The following is a 19,285-nucleotide window of genomic DNA, read 5'->3' on the forward strand; positions in this document are numbered from 1 at the left end:
AGCGTTTTCTTTTTATCTACTCTCTTAGTATAATTCGTTGGTACAAATTTGTCAATTACCAACTTATTATTTTTTTTAAAAAGCTGACATCCATTAATCATACAGCTAATCCCTGCACCCTTGATTTGGACAATCTGACATTATCCGTCAGGTAAACCGAAAGCTCTGCATAAAAAAAGACGCTGATCATTCAATCAACGTCAAATCTTATCTCACTGCTTTATTTTTTCATCTGAAGATAGTTGAAGACTTCCTGTCCCGCAATCCCGGCATCGCCAACAGCCGTCGTAATCTGTCGCAGAAACTTCTGACGAACGTCTCCGACGGCATAGATGCCGGCAATTTTTGTTTCCATATGCTCATCAGTAACAATCCAGCCGTTTTCATCAGTAATGCCGAGATTCCTGAACGGCTCGGTCATCGGTGTCGTCCCGACGTAGATGAAGACGCCGTCTGCCTCAAGAATGCTGTCTTCTCCGGTTTTCTTATTGTGCACCCTTACGCCCGAAACCTTCATGTCGTCTCCGATGATTTCGGTCACGACGCTGTCCCACGTAAATGACATCCTTTCATTTGCGAAGGCACGGTCCTGCAGGATCTTTTGTGCGCGAAGCTCGTCGCGACGATGAATAACGTTGACGTTTCCGCACAAATTGGCAAGGTACAGTCCTTCTTCGATTGCAGAATCGCCGCCGCCAACGACAACGACGCGCTTATTGCGGTAAAATGCACCGTCGCAGACGGCACAGTATGAAACGCCGCGTCCGCTGTATTCTTCTTCACCGGGAACGCCGAGCTTTCTGCTCTCCGATCCTGTTGCAATGATAACGGCTTCTGCTTCATATTCGCCACTGTCCGTCTTGACGTGCTTCGTCCCGTCTTCGTCAACCGTAATGCCGGTCACGCTGCCATACAAAAGCTTTGCACCAAACTGAGTCGAGCTTTCATACATTTTCTTGGCAAGTTCCGGTCCCATGATTGACTTGAATCCAGGGTAGTTTTCGACTTCGGCGGTATTGTTCATCTGACCGCCGTAAATGCCGCGGTCAAGCATTGCCACTTTGAGGTTGGCACGAGATGCGTACAATGCAGCGGTCATACCGCCAGGTCCTGCGCCAATCACGATAACATCGTATTTTTCAGCCATTTTAAAATTCCTTTCTGCAGAGGTTTCTTACCGGTCAATATATTTTCCCAACATGTCGGTCAACTCTGCCTTGCTGTGAAAACCGGTAAGCTGTTCGACTTTTTTCCCGTCTTTCAAAAGAATCAGGGTCGGAATCGACATAATTGAAAATTCCTTGGAAGTTTCAGGATTTTCATCGGTATCAAGCTTGCCAAGCGTAATTAATTTGCCTACTTCCGCATCAAGTTCGTCGATGACGGGTGCCTGACGCTTGCAAGGAGGACACCATGAAGCAATAAATGCCACCAGGGAGAATCCGTTGCCCGTTTCCTGCCTGAAGTTTTCATCAGTCAATCTTTTTACCATTTGCATCTACCTCTGAAACATCTATTCAATCAATTGCTTGAATAGTTAGAATATACCATCTGCCGTCTTCTTCGTCAATCTTTATGCCTGTCACTGATATAGTCCAGGATCCTGTACATAATCTGCCTGTTTTCTTCAGGAATTCCGTGCAAAATGATTTCTTCAGGCGTTTGTCCGAGGTCGCTTCCCTCAGTATAGGAACCGTCATTGATGACGATTTCGCGCAAGTCATTCGGAAGCGGCTCAAAGTGAAACTGCAGTCCGACAATGCGGTGGTTCATGACAAAGCCCTGATTTTCAAGCAGCCTGCTTGAAAAAAGAAGCTCCGCACCTTTTGGAATTTCAAAACAATCCTGATGCCAATGGAGCACGCAAGCCTCATCCGGAAGCCCTTTGATCGCATGAGATTTCAAAAAAACCGGTGCAAATCCGACTTCCTTGACGCCGCTGTCCCTGACCACACCGCCAAGCGCCTTTGAAATCTGCTGAGCTCCAAGGCATGCTCCAAAAACCGGCAGATCCCTTTTGATTGCGGCTCTGATCAGGTCGCGCTCCTGTTTCAGCCATTCAAAATCATCATTAGGACTCATCGGTCCGCCCAAAATGACCAGCATGTCCGTTTCTTCAACATCAGGAAGGATTCCGTATCGATAGGGATGATACACGTAAAGATCATGTCCGTTTTCCTCTGCCCATAAGCGAATGGCGCCGGGTCCTTCGTTCGGGGTATGCTGCAGCACGTTAATTCTCATTTTTTCCTGCACCTTCCTTTTCGATGTACTGGTTCCAATCATAGGTACTCTCGTTCAGACTGTGCGCGTTATAGCCTGATTCGCTCAAAATTCTGGCTGCCCGGGTTGCATACGTGCACAGATTGCCGCGACAGTAAACCACGACGTCCTTATCAGCCGGCAGCGTATCAAGTTTTTCCTTGAGCTCGGGCAGCGGGATGTTCCTGGCCTCCGCGATGTGAGCAGTCGCGTATTCGTCAGCCGGGCGCACGTCGATCAGTTCGATTTCACCGTTTCTGGCCTTGTTATAGGCCGCATCAAGCGACATTGCATAAACATCGTTTTTTTCAAAGTCCTCTTTGATCTGCCTGATCCTTTCAAGCTGATCTTCCCCGACGTCGCGCAGCAGATAGAATAAATCAACGACCTTTGAAGAAGCCGGCCTGTAATAGATGTGATTTCCGTCACGCCTGCGCAGGACAAGGTTCCCGCCGCGCAGGACCTGCAGATGCCGCGACGCGTTTGCAACGCTCATCCCGGTGAGTTCGGCAATCTTCTCAACCGTCTTCGGGCCTTGAACTAGCAGATCCATGATTTCCAGGCGTCGTTCGCTTGAAAGGCTTTTGCCGATTCTGGCCAGCTCAACGTACAGATCGTTCTGATAAGTCAATATTCTCACCCCTTTTGTCAAATGCAGAGTTCTCACTCACTGTCGTTTCCAAACAAGGATGCCAGTCTGGCAGCCATCTCGGGATCAAGCGAATCGCCCAGGCTTGAGGTCTCCTCTTCGTTTTGCGATGCAACTTCCTCATTCAACCTGGCGCGCTGCCTGACCGATTCGATGACGGCCTGTTCGGCTGCTTTGATCGGCTCGACTTCAAGTCGTCCGCCTGCAGAATCCGCATGTCCGCCGCCTCTGAAGTAGTCTTCCGCAAATTTTGCCACGTCAAGCCTGCCGTTCGAACGTAATGACACGCTGTGGCTGTCAATTACGAGGGCTGCGTCAACATCGTATTTCTTAAGCAGCTCATGCGCAATTTCAGATTTATAGTCGCTGGCATAGACCACGCCAAAGCTGTGTCCCTCGATTTCAAACGTTTCGACGTTCTTGAGGTGCTTGTCAAGATACCGCTGACGTCGCCCTTCCAAAGTTGAAATCAAAAGCTCATGTTCCGTTCTGTATTTTTCCCAACCGGAAGCAAAGACCGAATCGACAAAGGATTTTGACTTGCTCAAAGGGAAGAACCAGAACAGCTGATTCAATTCGTCAGCTGCCCTGCGCTCTTCATAGGACATGTTCTTGTCATTTTGAAAATCCCATGTATCATATGCCCGAATCATCTCAACCAGCTCTGCCAGTTCCTTTTGCCTTTGCTTTGGAACAAGCGCAAAGTTCGGCTGGCGGGTCATGAAATCCCAGACCAGACTGGCTGCGCTTGGCGTGACGTTTTCATCCGACGGCAGAATGCAGTTCTTCGAATACCCGGAGCGCAATTCGGCTTCACTTTCATGATGATCGAAAATAAGCCAGTGATTGGCGAATTTTTGCTCCAGCAGCTTGAAGGAATAATCGCTGTCAGGTGTCATGTCCATGATGTAGACATCGGTATAGCGCAAAATATCCGGTTCCCTGAACCAATGCTCGAGCTCGCGGTCAAGGTTGCCGGCAGAACAGGTCGTAAGGTCGAATTCAACGCCCTTGAACATATAAGGCGCCAGAGCGTAAAAAAGACAAGGGGCACCGAATCCGTCCAAGTCGTTATGCGAAAATAGTTTGATATGCTGAGTCTTTCTCAAGTCAAAATCCCCTTTACATGGTTTTGCTAATTCTAATTATACCTGTCTGCCTGCCAAAAGTTCCATACATTCATACGAAAAATTGTCGGAATATGTTATTATGATTGGTAATGACAAAACTGAACATTGGAGAAGACAAATGACATTCACGCTTTACATGGTCCGTCACGGACAAACGATTCTCAACAGCTACAATCGCCTTCAGGGCTGGTGTGACTCACCGTTAACCGAAAAAGGCACAAATGATGCCCACAGTGCCGGCAGGCATCTCAGAAACATCCATTTTGATGCTGCCTACAGTTCCGACACGACGCGTGCCATGAAAACGTGTCGCTATATTCTGTCTGAAAACAAGGAGTATCCGAAAACGCCAAAACGCAAGACCCTGTCATATTTCCGCGAACAAAGCTTCGGCTACTTCGAGGGAAATGATGCGACCCAGACCTGGCTCATGGTCGGAGCCGTTCACGGATGCCGCACCTATAACGACCTTTTGGACAAGTATTCTCTTGCGGCAACCAGAGACCTCCTGCATGAAGTTGATCCTTTCAAGGATGCTGAAAGAGATGAGGACTACTGGGCACGAATCGACGAGGGCTTCGACTGGCTGCGCAGGCACCATCATGACGGTGACAAGGTCCTGCTTGTCAGTCACAGCATCACGATTCGCTCAATCGTTGACCGTTACGCTCCCGAGTTAAGGTCGGCCAAAAACGGTCCGAGAAACGGTTCCGTCACAAAGCTTTCCGTTTCAGATGACGACATCAGGGTCGAATACTACAATCATCATCTGGATAATGAAACGTACTGATCGAATCAAGCGTGATTCCTGACATAGTTTGCTTCAGACCGGGATTTTGCAATCTCCGGGCTTTTTTTCTTCCTATTTATTTATGTGACGTCAATCTCTGGCTGAACTCGATCACGGGCAAATCCAGTTCACGATTCTTGTTTGACGAATCGGCCGTAATTGAGTCAGCACTGCATTTCACAAAACATGCATGCGATTACATGAATTATCCTTAAAATAAGTGATTTTTGCACTTGTTTTTTCGCATAAACTGATTTAAACTAAGCTTATGTGCTCGAGTTGCAACTAGACCAGCTGCAATCGCAATTTTCTTTACCTCGGGTTCTCCACTCGAGAGCACCAATAAATTTTATCTATATCTCAAGTATTAGAGGTCGGGGCTGCTTGTTCAGGCCTTTTATTTTACGCTTTTTTCGGTATATACCAATCGTTTGCGCGTATTTTCGCTTTCATATAAGCATTTCATCATTTTAAGCAAGGAGTGTTTCACGTGAAACACTCCTTACGGCGTTGACATTTGCATCATTTTTTAACTATAATTTAAACAGAATAAAAATCGGAGGGCCCAGCCATGAAATTCATCGCCATTGTTGGCACGAATGCCAGCAAATCATACAATCGCAGACTGCTTCATTTTATGAAGAAGCATTTTGCAGCCAAAGCTGAAATCGTCATTAAGGAAATCAGGGAATATCCTCTTTTTTGCGAGGACTTTGATGAAACGCCGCATTCAATCATGGAATTAGCAACCGAAATCGATCATTCGGACGGCGTCATTTTTGCCACGCCGGAATACGATCACGGGATTCCGGCAGCACTCAAATCCGTCATTGAGTGGCTTTCCTATGACGTTCACCCGCTGACGAACCGTCCGGTCATGATTGTCGGTGCCTCGCTCGGAAATCTCGGCACGGTCTATGCCCAGGACGACTTGCGCAGAATCCTTGATTCACCGGGCCTCGGGCCATACGTGCTCCCTGGTCATCAGTTCCTGCTTGGTCATGCACCATCTGCATTTGACGAAAATGACGACTTAAACGATGAACGTACGATTTCATGGCTCGACACGTGCTTTGACGGTTTCATCAAATATGCGGTCTCAATCAACTCCATGGCAGGACGGAACAACCAGGCTGATGCCACGACCGGGGCATCTTCCAAGCCAAAAGAAACACCGGTCATCGTCGATTTGAGAACAAACGAACCAAAAGTTGATGCTTCAACGTCCGCTTCAAAGACTGACAAGACAAATGACTACGGAATTGATGAGAAGACTTTCGGCCTGGTGAAGTCTGCTGTTGACGAAACGACCGGAGCATCCGTTGATGAAACAACCGGGGCTTCCTCATCAGATAAAGGGCAGGATGCTGATGATCCCGGGCAGCCTGTAATTGTCGATCTCAGGCAGCATGAAATGGCGGTCAAAGCCGATTCGGTTACAGGGGCATCGCAAGCGTGAAGGAAAATATCCAAAAGACTGCCCTGACAAGCCATTTTCGAGCATTGGGAACCCGCATCTCATTGACGGTCTTCGGAACGCTTGACCAGACCGTGCTTGAAAAAAGCGAAGAACTTGTCAGTCATTACGAAGATATTCTGACCGTCAACAGAGATCACTCCCAGCTCATGAGCGTCAATCATGCTGCCGGAAAGTTTCCGGTCCAGGTTGATGCTCCGGTCTATCAGCTGACAAAGCTTGCGGTTGAAAAAAGTCGCGCAGACTTCGGCTTTAATGCTGCAATCGGACCGCTCGTCAAATTGTGGCACATTGGATTCAAAGATGCAAGGGTTCCTTCTGAACAGCAGATTTCAGAGCGGCTTTCCCTGATTGATCCCGGGCAGATTGAATTAAATGACGCCAATCAGTCGATTTTCCTGAAAAAAGCCGGTATGGAAATCGACCTAGGGGCCATTGCCAAGGGCTATATTGCCGACCGCATCCAGGATTTATGGCATGCATACGGAATCACGCACGGAATCATCAATCTCGGCGGCAACCTGTTAATGGTCGGAAAGCCTCCACACCATCGCGACGGATTGTGGCGCATCGGGCTCAGAAGTCCCTTTTCGGAAAACGATGAACCGATTGCAGTCGTCACGATGCCGCCATGCTCAGCTGTCACGAGCGGCATCTATGAACGAAGACTGACTTCAGGTCAGAAGAGCTATCATCATATCCTTGATTCAAATACAGGATATCCCAGGGAGAACAATCTGAACAGCGTCACTGTCTTCTCCAGAAAATCCGTCACTGCAGAAATCGAAACGACGCGTCTCTTCTTTGCGGGCGGACCTTTGCCTGACTATCCGTTTGAACAAGACGTCCTTGGAGCGGCATTCATCACGAAGGATTGTAAGATCGAGCTTTCAGGAATTGCTCCCGGGCAGATCAGGCTGCTTGACGGGCGCTATCAAATCGTACATTGAAGCAAGGAGAAGAATGGAAGATGTTCCGTTTTACTCGTGAATTAGGTGAAATGGCGTTTTTGGGGATTTGCCCGTAAATTTCAGCACTTGGTTTCGGTCAAAGCACACATTTAACGTCGCATACACAAACAAAGTCCCGGATGAAATTTGCACTTGCAAATCATCCGGGACTTTTGTCAGAGACGGAGTTTCTTCCCTGCCTCTTCCTTTCATCATTTTTCCTTCAGATATTTGTTTAATTCTCGCCTGACCTCGGTCACTCGCGGCAGCAGAACGCCGACTTCTTCGACCAGATCCGGCGACTCGAAAAATTCTGACGTTCTGCCTGAATAAATCAATTCGCCGTGCGCCATCGCATAGACTTCTTCATATTCTTCCAAAACCCAGTCCATGTCATGCGTAATCGTAATTACGACATGACCTTGGTCGGCAAGATAGCGGAAAACTGCGGTAATTTTCTTCCTGCTTGGCCAGTCAAGTGACATCATCGGCTCATCGAACAGTAAGATCCTGGGTCGAACCGCCACTACCGTCGCAATGCTCAGCAGCTTGCGTTCGGAAAGCGACAAATCATAGGGATTTTCGTCCTTTTTATCGTCCAGGCCCACTTCTTTGAGAACTTCTTCTGCAATGTGCTCAACCTCTTCTTCCGGCCTGCCCATCTGCCGGAGGCCCCACTCAACTTCCTTTTTAACGGTTGCATTGAAAATCTGATCGTTTGGATCCTGAAAAGTCAGGCCAATCCGTTCAAGGCGCCTGTCACCGATATAATCGTTAAGTTTCTGACCGTCAACGGTGATTTCGCCTGAATCAGGCTGATTAAGCCCGCTCAAGAGCTTGAGCAAGGTGGATTTGCCGGCACCGTTCTGGCCGATGATCGCAATCATCCCCCCGCTGAAGGTCAGATGCTTGATGTCAAGGCCGAAATTGTCGCCCGGATACGTGAATTTCAAATCGTTAATTTCAATTTTGGTCATCAAAGCACCTCTTAAGTTCGGAAAGTCTTACGGGAAAGAGACCGCTCGGAAGCTTTTTCCCAAGCTCCCTTGCCATTCGATAAACCACCGGCAGATACAAATCATGTCCTTCCGCGACCTGATTGATCACGTCAAGCGGCTTTCCGGAGGCAATCAGTTCACCTTTTTCAAGAACCCACAATTGATCTGCAATCTCGCACAAATCATCGATTTCGTTCGAAACGATGAAGATCGTTTTGTCGGAACATCCTGCAAGCCATTCAAAAAATTCTCTTCTGCCAACGGGATCCATCTGGCTCGTTGGATCGTCCATGATTAAGAATTCAGGGTCCGGTGCGATTTCGGAAGCAATCGCCAGACGCTGCGTCTGCCCGCCGGAAAGAGTATCAGGCGCCTGTTCCAGAAAATCTTCAAGACCCATCTGCCGGGCTGCAAATGCAACTGCCTTCGATGCTTCTTCTTCATTCATCCCCTGATTGATCAGTCCAAACGCAATTTCATCAAAGACAGTGTCGGACAGTCCGCTGAGCTGTCCCGCCGTATTCTGCAAAACGACTCCCGTGTGAAAATTATATTCGTCAAATTCCTCAAGCGGTGAAAATTCGCCTATCTTGACGGTACCGGAAACGTGACTGGAAACGATATTTGGAATAATCCCCGAAAGAACGTCGCAAAGCGTTGTCTTGCCGGAGCGGCTGTTGCCGATGATTCCAATGAGCTGCCCCTTTTCTGCAGTCAGGGTGATTCCCTTCAGCGCTTCCTCGTCTTCTCCGCGATATCTTACGCTCAAGTCTTCCAAAACTATTTGTTGATTAGCATCCATATCTTACATCCTATCAAAATTATGCCGGCAAGACCAAGTACCCGATGAAACAGCTTATCCATCAGATACGTCCGGTTCAATGCGCGCACCGTGCGCCTTTTGCTTTCAAAATTTCGCAATTGAAGCGAAATCGAACGGGACATCGACTGATCGAGCGTCTTGATTACCAATGGAATCAAGATCGGCAGAATCGTCTTGAATTTTTGAATCAGTGACTTTTGTTCTCCGATTCCGCGAGCCCTTTGCGCGAGCTGAATCTTTTTGAGATTCTGCATCATTTGCGGCAGAATATAGCAAACTGACATCAATAGATACACGGTTTTGTACTTCATCCCTGCATTTTCCAAATACCTGGCATTCTCGGAAATCGTCGTCGTCTGCATGAAGAAATTCGTTGCAAGGACAATCACGATGATCCGACAGCCGAGCAAAACAGCATACGTCAAGCCTTCCTGATAAAATGCAATTCCGCCTAAAGAAAAGGCAGGCGTTTCATTGTGCGGATAAAACAGCCCCTGAATCAGCAGCATCGTCAGAATCATGAATGCACAAAATCCCAGCGCCTTCATGCTGCCGGCCAGCTTCCCCGAAAACAGCAGCAGAAGCATCGTTGCCAAAATGAGCGCTGCTTCGGCAAAAATGTTTGTCAAGACAAAGCTCAGCAATGTCAAGACGGCTATCAGCAATAACTTCGTGACGGGATCAATGCGTTCGTGCCACGGTCTTGTCAGGTCTTCCTGCATCATTTCTGGTTTTTCCATCGTATCAGTCCTTAAAGTAACTAATCATTTTCCTTGGAATCTGCTTGTAGATGAGGCAGGCAACGTAAGCTACGACAACCTTATCCAGGATATCCAAGACAAATTCGTCAGCAAAGGAAGCAATGAATACCGGGACGTGCTTTGCGACCAGAACGGCAAACAACGAGTCACCCCAGGCAATCCCGGTTTGTCCGCCCCAGAAGATAACGTTGAGCGGTGTTGAAATCAAGGCAGAAACAAGTGCAATGATCAATGCGGACACGAAAGTCTTCCCTGCAGATGAAAAACCGCCCTTAGCATGCAGGACACCAACGGCGATCCCGATGCCGATGCTCGTCAAGGCATAAACCGTCGAAACCGGCGACAAGGTCAGGCCGTAGATCACGTTGTTGATGAAGCCGCTGACGGCGCCTGGAATCGGACCGGCAAGCATGCTTGCAAGATATGTTCCCAATGAACCGAGCCAGACCGGAAGTTTGAGCCCTTCCGCAAAAGCCTTGGCTACGTAGTTTATACCGACTGCGGCAGGAATAAGCCCGATTACCGCTGGCGTGAGACTGACTCTCCAGATACTTGGTGCTGACGCTGTTTTCTTATCCATAAAAATTCTCCCTTATGCATTAAAAGTAAAATCAACCTTTATGAAATTAAAAAAGTAAAATAAACTTTTAATTTATAGTTGTTTCTATCTTACCATCTGAAAAATAATTGTCAAGCTTTTTGGGTAGAAATTACTTGAAATTTCAATCCATTTAAACTTGAGACAGTTTTTCATTGCGTGGCTCTGGAGGCGCGGGCACTGGATTTGGATGACAAATCAGACTATTGTCTGACCAAAGCAAAAACACGTATGACCACAACTGTGAAATCATACGTGTTTTAAATTCAAGACAGCGTTTTTTCTCTGCCTCTTCAAACGCGTCGCAAAATTTTAGCTTCTTCTCAAGTCATAAGGTCTGTAGACGTAGTAGTACGCACAGTTGTGCGTGCCGTGATACCACTTGTAATTAAACTCCTGAACGGCTTTACCTCTGGCGCCATAAATCGAATTCGGATTTTTGTCCCAGTAATAACCGCAGGTCGAGATGCATTTTGCGTCGGATCCGGCAGAAGACATGATCATGATATGTCCGCCGTCGCCCCCGCTGTAGCCTTTCTTTCCCCAAATGACGATATCGCCGTATCGCGGAACATAATTGCCGTCCCTGCCTTCTCTTGCAAGATAGTATCCGTTTGATTTAAGGTACGGGTGAATCGACTCGGTATTGTAGGTATAGGCAGGTCTGGAAGCTCCGGCACCTCTCAAGGCCGCAACCATTGAACCGGAGCAGTCAGCAGTCCCGTCAGCCCCTGTTCTTGAGCCGTACATCGAATAAGTCAGCTTGCCTCTGCGGTTGAAGAACCAGTTCAAGACACGCGCAGTAAAACAGTTGAGTGTGCCGTTGCCGTTAAAGCTGTACCAGCGGTTGCCAATCCTGCGTCTTCCGGTATAGCGCGCACCGCTTGACGCATCGAAGTAATATTGGTCATGTCCGATCACCTGCCAGCGATACTGCATCTGACCGTTGTCCGCATAGTAGACGACCTTGTTCTGACCGTATGACTTCAAATCCTTGAAGCCAGTCTGCATCGCACCGGTGCTCCTGTCAAAAAGATACCAGTGTCCGCGGTAGTTTTGCTGGCCGTACTGCATGCGACCGTTGCCGGCATACAGGCACTTCTTCTTCTGACCGTAAGACGTCAGATCCTGAATGCCGGTCAGCATTGCACCGGTACTCCCGTGAAACAGGTACCAGTATCCGCTCAAGTGCTGCTGGCCGTACTGCATCTGGCCGTTCAAATCATAGTAAACGGTCTTCCTTTGATCGGAAATCCACTGAAATCCGTATTTCATATTACCGTTTCCGTCAAACAGATACCATCTGCCGTTAACGTTCCTTTGACCAGTAACCCGTCTGGCGGTCGTCTGGTCAAAGTACTGCGTGTTTCGGCCGACTTTGAGGAATCCGACCTGAATCTGGCCGTTGTTATCGAAATAGTAGTGATTGCCGTTGAGCTCGACTACGCCCCTGTAGACGAGTGCGCCGGTCTTTTTGTCAATGCTGTATCCATTGGCGGCATATTCGACGTGACCATGGTTGTCGAACAGGTACAGTTTCCTTGTTCCCTTGTCGTATGCAACCTGGGAGGTCGTCATTGCCCCCGTATTTTCGTCAAAGTGATACAGATTTCCGTCAATTTTCTGCATGCCTTTCAACCGATGACCGGTCTGCCTGTCATAATAGGCCGTCTTCCTTTGACTTGAGATCCACTGAAAGCCGGTTTTCATAAAACCGTTTTGATCGAACAGGTACCAGTCGTTGCCGACTCTTCTTTCGCCGATCGTCATTTTGCCGGTCAGTGTATCGAAATAGTATCTGTGACCGCTGATGTCTTTGAATCCGTACTGCATCCTGCCATTGCCATCGTAATAGACAGTCTTTTTCTGGTCGCCGATCCACTTGAGTCCCCTTGCCATTGCACCGGTAGTTTTGTCGAACAAATACCAGTACCCGGACAGGTGCTGCTGACCGTACTGCATCTGGCCGTTGCCTGCATAGTAAACGGTTTTGTCCTGGCCGTAGCTCTTTAAATTCTGAAAACCGGTTGCCATCTTGCCCGTTCCGTTCTGGAACAGATACCAGTGTCCCCTGATGTTTCGCTGACCATACTGCATCCTGCCGTTTCTTTCATAACAGACGGTCTTGTTTTCTCCGTAATTTTTCAGATTCTGAAGCCCCGTCTGCATTGCGCCCGTTCCCCATGAAAACAGATACCAGCCGTTGCCGATATGCTGCTGACCGTATTGCATCTCGCCTTTGCCGTTATAATAAACGGTTTTTTTCTGATTTGCGATCCATTGAAATCCAGTTCTGGCTGCTCCGTTTTTGTCAAACAGATACCACTTGCCGCCAATGTTCTGCTGACCGCTTCCGTGACTGACAGCACCTGTTATACGATTCATGTCGTACGTTCTGCCGCTGATCTTCCGGCGGCCATACTGCATTTGACCTGCATTGTTGTAGTAGACGACTTTGCGCTGATTTGCTATGTACTGGAATCCGGTCTGCATTGCCCCGGTGACGTTGTCGAACAAATACCAGTACCTGTCGATATGCTGCTGACCGTATTGCATCTGACCGGCATTTGAGTAGTAGACTTTCTTCCTTTGGGATGAAATATATTGAAATCCCGTCTTCATTTCACCTGTTTGTTCATCAAACAGGTACCACTTGCCGTTGATGTTCTGCTGACCGCGTACCATGTTGCCGTTGCCATCATAATAATATGTCTTTTTTTCATCCTGACTCTTTTGAAAACCGGTTTTTTTAGGCTGAGTCGTCACCACGGAATTGTTTTGAGCCGGCGTCTGCTCCGCCGTCCCGGCAGCGTTCGCCTGCTCAGCTTCCCTGGCCTGAGGTTGCGAAGCGGCCTTTTCAGTTTCTGCAGTTGCCGGCGCCTTTTCCTGAGTTTCATCATCTGCCCTGGACTGCTGAGAATCGTTTTGAACCGGTTGCGAAGATTCAGACGAATCTTCCTGATTTGAAGATTCCTGTTCGTCCTCTCTTTGAACCTGCAGGGAATTATCCGGTTCGCTTTGCACGCTCGTTTGAGCAACGGACTCATCGGCGTCTGCCACCGTCTGATTCGTTTCGATGAAAAATGCAGTGCCGCCAAACAGCAAGGCCAAGGCAACCCATCTTTTGCCCGATTTATACAATTTGAAACGTTTTTTTACATCCATTAAATTACCTTCTCTCACTAATGTAAAAATGCACTCATATCATTATCAATCGGCAACTGGACTGCAAGAATGAAGGTAAAATTAAAAAGCATCAAAATTCAATCATGATCTTTTCCTTTAAATGAGACGAAAACGCATGAAATTAAAATTAAAGCAGAAAAATTAAAGTGGATCGCTTTGAAAAGTTTTCTTCAAAGGGTCCACTTTGGAAGTTTTTTAATCAAAAAAGGATTTTTCCCGCAGAAATCTGCAGAAAAAATCCCGTTTTTAATCTTAAAAAGCTGATCAGTCTTCTTTGCGCTTCTTCAAGCCCATGACTGCAAGAATCCCGGAAAATGCGAGCGTGATCAGTCCCGGAACAGTGTAATTCCTGACATCGTCGCCCGTTGCCGGACTTTCCTTGCCGTTTGCTCCGGTTGAAGAAGTCGACTTGCCGTTCGCTGAAGCATTCGGGCTGACCGGCTTTGAACCAGCGTCAGGCTTTACTTCAGACTTGTCTCCGTCTTTTGAACCATTGCCCGCAGTCTGGCCGCTGACCGGCTTGTCCTTGTCCTCAGAACCCTTGTCTGCCGTTTGTTCAGACTTCTTCTTCACGATGACGTCCGTCTTGAAGATTTCGCTTTCATTACCGGCATCGTCGTATGACTGGAATTCCACGACCGCATCCTTGTCAACCGTAAACGGCTTGTCGTAATTATTCCATTCGGTTTCGCCTGCAAATCTGTAACGCAAATGGTTAAACGTCCGATCCGTATCTTCTCTGGCGAATCCGAGCGTAACCGTCACTGATTCCTGCGAACCGTCAGTAGAACTCAGCTTGACCGTCGGATCCGAGTAAATTGCATTGACGACGTTGTTTACGACGACCTTGGTCGTTTCAGATTCGTTTCCGTAAACGTCAGCATACTTGAATTGATATTCGCCGTTTGCCGCAACGCTGTATTTGCCATCGGAAACTTCGCTCCAGGTGCTGCCGTCAGTTGAAACATAAAGCTTTGGAGCTTCATAGTTCCTGTCAAAATCAGCATCTGCTGCGGAAAGCACGACCGTCTGCGCCTTTTTCGACGTGTCCGGCGTTACGACCGGTGCCTTGAGCACGGCCGCGTGATGCGCAAGCGTAAATGAAGCATCCGTCACGTTGCCTGCCGAATCTTCCAGGGAAACGGCAACTTTCTTCGTCCCTTCGACGACCGGATCGATGCTGTATGAAACATCAGCCGCAGCACGACCCTTGAAGAAGTCTTCATTAAACAGATAGTAGTCCTTGTCGGTAAATGCGGCATCGCCGTCAACTTTCAGCGAGTAGCCGCTGAGATTGTCATTGATCCTTGCCTTGAGCTCATACGGATTCCTGTTCGTATAAGCTGTCAGGCTGCCGTTTGCATCAGCCTTCATATTTTCAAGCTGAAGCGACGGCAATGTTCCGTCAACCCAAAGGATGAAGCCGTAGTCAACGACCGGACGGCCTTCGTTCAGCTTCGAGGACTGGATGAAGACTGGAAGAGACCTTGATCCGTTCGTGATGCCCGTTGCCGTATAGCTGAATGCCAGCGTGTTCTTGTCATATTGAACGTCTTTTCCTTGAATCTTGAAGACGTCGACCGGATACTTGAGCTTGCCGGTAATCGTCAGCTCGCCTTTTTCAGCATCGTATCCCGTTGTCGTCCTGCCGACGACCGTTACGCCGCTTTCAAGGTTGTCGAAATCGATCACGCTGCCGTTGTACGTTGTCGAATTAGTCGTCCGCACGTTGAACGTCCTGGTTGAAACGTTTCCGTTTGCAGAAACTGCCGTCAGCGTGTAGACGTTGTCGCCGTAGTTCAGATTCAGATTCTGGCTGAATTTTCCGCCGACGATCTGAACGTCCGTTGCGCCTTCTCCCGTCGACTCGTTCTTCAAGGTCAGTGATTCTGCATCTTCGACTGATCCCGTCAGCTTATACGCACTTGCCGGAGCCGTCACGGTCGATGTTGCCTCATCCAGGCCGTCAACCGAAATCCTGGCAGCAGAAAGGTCGACCTTGAACTTGAGCGAACTCAAGACGTTCCTTCCGTCCTTGTCTTTTGAGGCAGTCAGGACGTTTTCGCCTTCCCTGACTGAAACGTTGGCCTTGAAGTATCCTTCACCGTCGGTTTTGACTTCCTGTCCGTTAATGAAGAACGTTTTATCCGGTTCATACGTTCCCAGAACGGCAAACGTCTTCTTTTCATTATCAAATCCTTCGGTGTTCTGCGTAATCGTCGTGTCGTTTCCGACATTGAAATACAGTACGCCTTCAGCATCCTTGACCTGGCTCGTCGCAGAAAAGCCGATATTGCCGGCCTTGTCCTGAGCAGATGCATAAACGTAGTTTCGACCGGAAACAAATTCAGACGCCACACTGTCTTTTGTGACGTACTTATTGGTCTTCCTGTCAAACGTCAGGTCCGTTTTAACAATGCTGTCATTAACGAGCAGAGCCACATCTTCAACGCCGACACCCTTTCCGTCAGTTGCGGAGAATTCAACGCGTCCGTCTTCCCTGACCCTGAGATCCTTGACTGAAGGTGCAGTATTGTCAATCTTGAACTTGATGTAGCTGACCTGCTTGTCGCCGTCGGTTACCGGAGTCGTCGTGATCTTGTATTGATACGTTCCGTCAGGAGCGTACTGTTTCCTGCCGTTCCTGTCCTTGACGGTTCCGTCCCACTTGCCTTCATTATGAGTCGTCCATTGACCCGAAGACGAGCTGTAATAGTCCTTGACGCCGTCATAATCCGTTCCGAGATTCTTAACGACTTTTCCGTCCTTGTCAACAATCTGATATTCGGACTTCCTGTAGTTTCTCAGATAATAAAGACTCGGTTCGACGTAATCGTTGATGCCGTCTTCGTTCTCAGGCGAAAATGCCACGGAATCGGCGTCAACGTTGTATCTGCCCTTTTCATCGTCATAGTAGAGCCCGGGAACGTTTCCGTCGTTCGTCGTCAGGAATCCGGCATAAGTCGGCAGGTTCCAGTCATCTTCATAAAGCATCTTGCCGATGATCTGTCCCTTGCTGTACGTTCCGTAAAAGCCCATGTACGGAACGACGAGATCCGGCGTCTCGCCCTTTCCTTCAAAGCCGACATAGCCTTCGACGAACTGCTGCCTTTCAAATCCCTGCGGAAGCGACAGATTGAACGTGACCTGCCTTGATTCGCCGGCTTTGACCGTAATCGTGTTCCTGTCCGTTGAAATCTTCGCCCTGTCAATCTTAGTATCGTAGATTTCTCCGTTGTCATCCGTCTTTTGCTGATAGACACCGCCGTAGTCATTGAACGAATACGTTTCGTCCTTTGAACCGTAGTTGTGAAGCGTTACGGTAAAGCTTGCGGAAAGGCCGATTTCCTTTAAGGCAACCGTCCCCAGGCCTGTCTTGTCATAAGTTGCCGAAACGTTGTTTCTAACTGCCCGATCAACGTTGATCTGACCTGCTCCCTGGCGTCTCGGGGAGATGATTTCCTGCGTATGATCCTTGTCCTTCATAGGAGTTGCCGTGTTCAAAACGGAATTCTTGGCAAAAGTCGTCAGGTCCTTGCCCGAAAGACCAGGATTTCGATTCTTGATTCCTTGAAGAATCAATGCTTCTGAACCTGCAACAAACGGTGAAGCCATCGATGTTCCGCTCATTTGCTGATACTTGTCGTCATTGGCAAGCGAATATATTTTTCCGCCAGGAGCTGAGATTTCCGGTTTGAAATCAAGTGCAGGAGTCGGTCCCCATGAACTGAAGTCCGACATCTTGCCGCTCGAAACGTTAGTCACCAGCTGCTGTTCGAACTTCAAATTAATCGTTTTGCCGGCTGCAGCCGTTTCTTCAAGCTTTTTGCCGTCGGCAAGCGATGCTCCGACCGTCGGGAACGTCTTGTCGTCAATTGCCATCGAAATCAGATCAGTTCCGGTGTTGTTGTAGATGATGACGCCGACGGCACCATGTGCCCTGGCATTGTTGACCTTTTCTGAGAAGGTGATTGCACCGCGCTTGACAAGCGCAATCTGTCCCTTGACGTCTTTTCCGTCGTACTCGTTTTCTGATCCGGTTCCGACAGAAACGACTTTATGTTCGCCGGTCATCGGTGCATAGTCCGTTTCCTGCTGGTTGATCACGGTCGATCCGTCCGTCAGATCGGAAATCGAATCGAACTTGACGTTGCCCGACGTATCTCTCATCGTTGGCGAAACGACTTTTTCGTTTTCGGCAGAAGCAACCGTCAAGGCTTCCGGTGTAATTCCGGGTGCTCCGACCGTGCTCAATTCGTCAGATTCAAACTGCTGATCGGGATTTCCGTTCCCGGTTGACGTCGAAACGCTGCTGTTGCCAGCTGAGATTACGCAAAGAACGCCCTGTTCAGAGGCTTTCCTGACCGCAGACTGTTCAGGATCGTTTTCATCGACGTTTGAACTGACGGAACCAAGACTCATGTTGATCACGTTTGCCCCCAGCTTGACCGAGTCTTCGATTGCGGCAATCAAATCATCGTCATAGCAGCCTTTGATCGAGCTGTTGTTTGAAAAGACCTTCATTGCAAGCAGTTGCGCATCAGGCGCGACACCTTTGACGGAATCAGCACCAGTCCCGTTGGCAGCCGCAATGCCGGCAACGTGCTGACCATGCATGTCACCATTTCCGTTGTCGATGACGTTGTCGTTGCCATCGGCATAGTTGTAGCCATAAGGAACCTTGTCGGTATAGAATTTGCCGTGTCCGAACTCCTTTGCCTTGGCTTCAACGGAATCTTTTGAAAGTGCGGTTCTTGTTCCGGCATCAAGCTTCAGATCCTTGTGATTGTAGTCGATTCCGGTATCAATAATCGAAACGACCATGCCTTCGCCCTTGAGCTTGTGATTTTGCCATACTTTTTGAACATCCGCCATTTCATTTGCGGAAGAATCGGCAGGATAATAAACACGAACCGGTTTGACCGAAGCAACGCCCTTCAGATCCTGAATTCTCTGCAAATCAGAAACCTTGACGTCGATTGAAAAACCGTTGACCAGATATCCGAATGAACGCTTGACCCTGCTTTCAGAAATCTTTTCAACCTGCCTGCGAACGTCGGCCTGTGCGCCCTTGACCTTGCCTGCTGCCTTTTCGATCTTTCTGACCGATTCTGTCGAGCCGGTTGCCTTTGCCGTATGATCGACGGCCGCATCGGCATCAAGCGTCACGATCACGCGAACCTTGGAATTTTCGTCTGTCCGGCTCGTCTGTCCTCTTGCTTCCTGCTGCTCCTTGACTGCTTCAAGGAACTTCTGCTTGTCGATTCTGGCCTTTTGCTTGTGTTTTTCCTGCAAATACCTGGTCAGAATCTGCCTGGACTTCGATGATTGCGAAACGACGTCGGCTGAAACGCTTGACTGCAGCGACAAAGCCTCGATTGGAGCATTCAAGACCGCACCGCACAAGACCGTTGCCGCTATCAAATGCAGAGCTTTGTCGGCCCTGCCTGAATTTGAAAAGCTTTTATCGTCCTTCAAATTATGTAACCCCCTGTTTAAAACCTTTGCAACGAACTACTCACATTCATAAAATTATCAAAAGTTTTAAAAAACATCAACCGTTTTTTAATTTTAATTTCACTTTTAACCCATAAATCGAGCTGATATCTTGATAATACTGTCAAAAAAACAAATTGTACAAAACCTTTTTATGACATCACT

Annotated in this window: 14 protein-coding genes; 3 read left to right on the forward strand and 11 right to left on the reverse strand. The window is 48.3% G+C overall.

What is annotated here, in order from left to right:
* Positions 1-220 precede the first annotated feature (220 nt).
* The 5 genes from trxB to V7Z60_RS04600 all read right to left on the reverse strand — a co-directional run bounded on the left by trxB (position 221) and on the right by V7Z60_RS04600 (position 4,020).
* Positions 221-1,147 carry a thioredoxin-disulfide reductase gene (trxB, locus tag V7Z60_RS04580; protein ID WP_334116652.1) on the reverse strand — a complete coding sequence of 309 codons (927 nt, stop codon included), beginning with the start codon at positions 1,145-1,147 and terminating at the stop codon, positions 221-223.
* 27 nt (positions 1,148-1,174) lie between these two features.
* The gene (locus V7Z60_RS04585; RefSeq protein ID WP_334116653.1) at positions 1,175-1,492 is read right to left on the reverse strand and encodes a thioredoxin family protein; all 318 of its coding nucleotides are present in this window, start codon (positions 1,490-1,492) and stop codon (positions 1,175-1,177) included.
* Between the two features lie 74 nt (positions 1,493-1,566).
* A complete protein-coding gene (locus tag V7Z60_RS04590; RefSeq protein WP_334116654.1) occupies positions 1,567-2,244 on the reverse strand; it encodes a type 1 glutamine amidotransferase in 678 nt (225 codons plus the stop codon).
* Positions 2,234-2,893: an ArsR/SmtB family transcription factor gene (locus tag V7Z60_RS04595; protein ID WP_334116655.1), complete on the reverse strand. Its 660-nt coding sequence runs from the start codon at positions 2,891-2,893 to the stop codon at positions 2,234-2,236. Before V7Z60_RS04595 ends, V7Z60_RS04590 begins: the two co-directional genes overlap by 11 nt.
* A 32-nt stretch (positions 2,894-2,925) precedes the next feature.
* The gene (locus V7Z60_RS04600) at positions 2,926-4,020 is read right to left on the reverse strand and encodes a DHHA1 domain-containing protein (protein ID WP_334116656.1); all 1,095 of its coding nucleotides are present in this window, start codon (positions 4,018-4,020) and stop codon (positions 2,926-2,928) included.
* 139 nt (positions 4,021-4,159) lie between these two features.
* On the opposite strand from V7Z60_RS04600, the gene V7Z60_RS04605 reads away from it, so the two are divergent.
* The 3 genes from V7Z60_RS04605 to V7Z60_RS04615 all read left to right on the forward strand — a co-directional run bounded on the left by V7Z60_RS04605 (position 4,160) and on the right by V7Z60_RS04615 (position 7,258).
* Entirely contained in the window at positions 4,160-4,831 is a 672-nt protein-coding gene (locus tag V7Z60_RS04605) for a histidine phosphatase family protein (RefSeq protein ID WP_334116657.1), read from the forward strand.
* 571 nt (positions 4,832-5,402) lie between these two features.
* A complete protein-coding gene (locus tag V7Z60_RS04610; RefSeq protein WP_334116658.1) occupies positions 5,403-6,290 on the forward strand; it encodes an NADPH-dependent FMN reductase in 888 nt (295 codons plus the stop codon).
* Positions 6,287-7,258 (forward strand): FAD:protein FMN transferase, encoded by a 972-nt coding sequence (locus V7Z60_RS04615; RefSeq protein ID WP_334116659.1) that lies wholly within the window; start codon positions 6,287-6,289, stop codon positions 7,256-7,258. The genes V7Z60_RS04610 and V7Z60_RS04615 overlap by 4 nt, the downstream gene beginning before the upstream one ends.
* Before the next feature lie 212 nt (positions 7,259-7,470).
* Here V7Z60_RS04615 and V7Z60_RS04620 read toward each other — a convergent pair whose 3' ends face one another.
* From V7Z60_RS04620 to V7Z60_RS04645, 6 genes are all read right to left on the reverse strand, one after another.
* Entirely contained in the window at positions 7,471-8,235 is a 765-nt protein-coding gene (locus tag V7Z60_RS04620; RefSeq protein WP_334116660.1) for an energy-coupling factor ABC transporter ATP-binding protein, read from the reverse strand.
* Complete coding sequence (locus V7Z60_RS04625; RefSeq protein WP_334116661.1) at positions 8,222-9,058, reverse strand: energy-coupling factor ABC transporter ATP-binding protein; 837 nt, start codon at positions 9,056-9,058, stop codon at positions 8,222-8,224. The genes V7Z60_RS04620 and V7Z60_RS04625 overlap by 14 nt, the downstream gene beginning before the upstream one ends.
* Positions 9,037-9,819 carry an energy-coupling factor transporter transmembrane component T gene (locus V7Z60_RS04630; RefSeq protein ID WP_334116662.1) on the reverse strand — a complete coding sequence of 261 codons (783 nt, stop codon included), beginning with the start codon at positions 9,817-9,819 and terminating at the stop codon, positions 9,037-9,039. The genes V7Z60_RS04625 and V7Z60_RS04630 overlap by 22 nt, the downstream gene beginning before the upstream one ends.
* A 4-nt stretch (positions 9,820-9,823) precedes the next feature.
* Complete coding sequence (locus tag V7Z60_RS04635; RefSeq protein ID WP_334116663.1) at positions 9,824-10,420, reverse strand: ECF transporter S component; 597 nt, start codon at positions 10,418-10,420, stop codon at positions 9,824-9,826.
* Between the two features lie 330 nt (positions 10,421-10,750).
* Positions 10,751-13,603, reverse strand: a complete 2,853-nt coding sequence (locus tag V7Z60_RS04640; RefSeq protein WP_334116664.1) for a peptidoglycan amidohydrolase family protein — start codon at positions 13,601-13,603, stop codon at positions 10,751-10,753.
* Between the two features lie 285 nt (positions 13,604-13,888).
* Positions 13,889-19,102: a S8 family serine peptidase gene (locus V7Z60_RS04645; protein ID WP_334116665.1), complete on the reverse strand. Its 5,214-nt coding sequence runs from the start codon at positions 19,100-19,102 to the stop codon at positions 13,889-13,891.
* Positions 19,103-19,285: the final 183 nt, after the last annotated feature.

Origin of the sequence: Ligilactobacillus sp. (assembly GCF_036846325.1) — a bacterium.
Taxonomy (GTDB): domain Bacteria; phylum Bacillota; class Bacilli; order Lactobacillales; family Lactobacillaceae; genus Ligilactobacillus.

Excerpts from the sequence above, each read along its gene's own strand:
- V7Z60_RS04620 (WP_334116660.1), bottom strand. The coding sequence starts at position 8,235 with ATGACCAAAATTGAAATTAACGATTTGAAATTCACGTATCCGGGCGAC.
- V7Z60_RS04635 (WP_334116663.1), bottom strand. The coding sequence starts at position 10,420 with ATGGATAAGAAAACAGCGTCAGCACCAAGTATCTGGAGAGTCAGTCTC.
- V7Z60_RS04605 (WP_334116657.1), top strand. The coding sequence starts at position 4,160 with ATGACATTCACGCTTTACATGGTCCGTCACGGACAAACGATTCTCAAC.
- V7Z60_RS04590 (WP_334116654.1), bottom strand. The coding sequence starts at position 2,244 with ATGAGAATTAACGTGCTGCAGCATACCCCGAACGAAGGACCCGGCGCC.
- V7Z60_RS04630 (WP_334116662.1), bottom strand. The coding sequence starts at position 9,819 with ATGGAAAAACCAGAAATGATGCAGGAAGACCTGACAAGACCGTGGCAC.
- V7Z60_RS04610 (WP_334116658.1), top strand. The coding sequence starts at position 5,403 with ATGAAATTCATCGCCATTGTTGGCACGAATGCCAGCAAATCATACAAT.
- V7Z60_RS04640 (WP_334116664.1), bottom strand. The coding sequence starts at position 13,603 with ATGGATGTAAAAAAACGTTTCAAATTGTATAAATCGGGCAAAAGATGG.
- V7Z60_RS04625 (WP_334116661.1), bottom strand. The coding sequence starts at position 9,058 with ATGGATGCTAATCAACAAATAGTTTTGGAAGACTTGAGCGTAAGATAT.
- trxB (WP_334116652.1), bottom strand. The coding sequence starts at position 1,147 with ATGGCTGAAAAATACGATGTTATCGTGATTGGCGCAGGACCTGGCGGT.
- V7Z60_RS04585 (WP_334116653.1), bottom strand. The coding sequence starts at position 1,492 with ATGGTAAAAAGATTGACTGATGAAAACTTCAGGCAGGAAACGGGCAAC.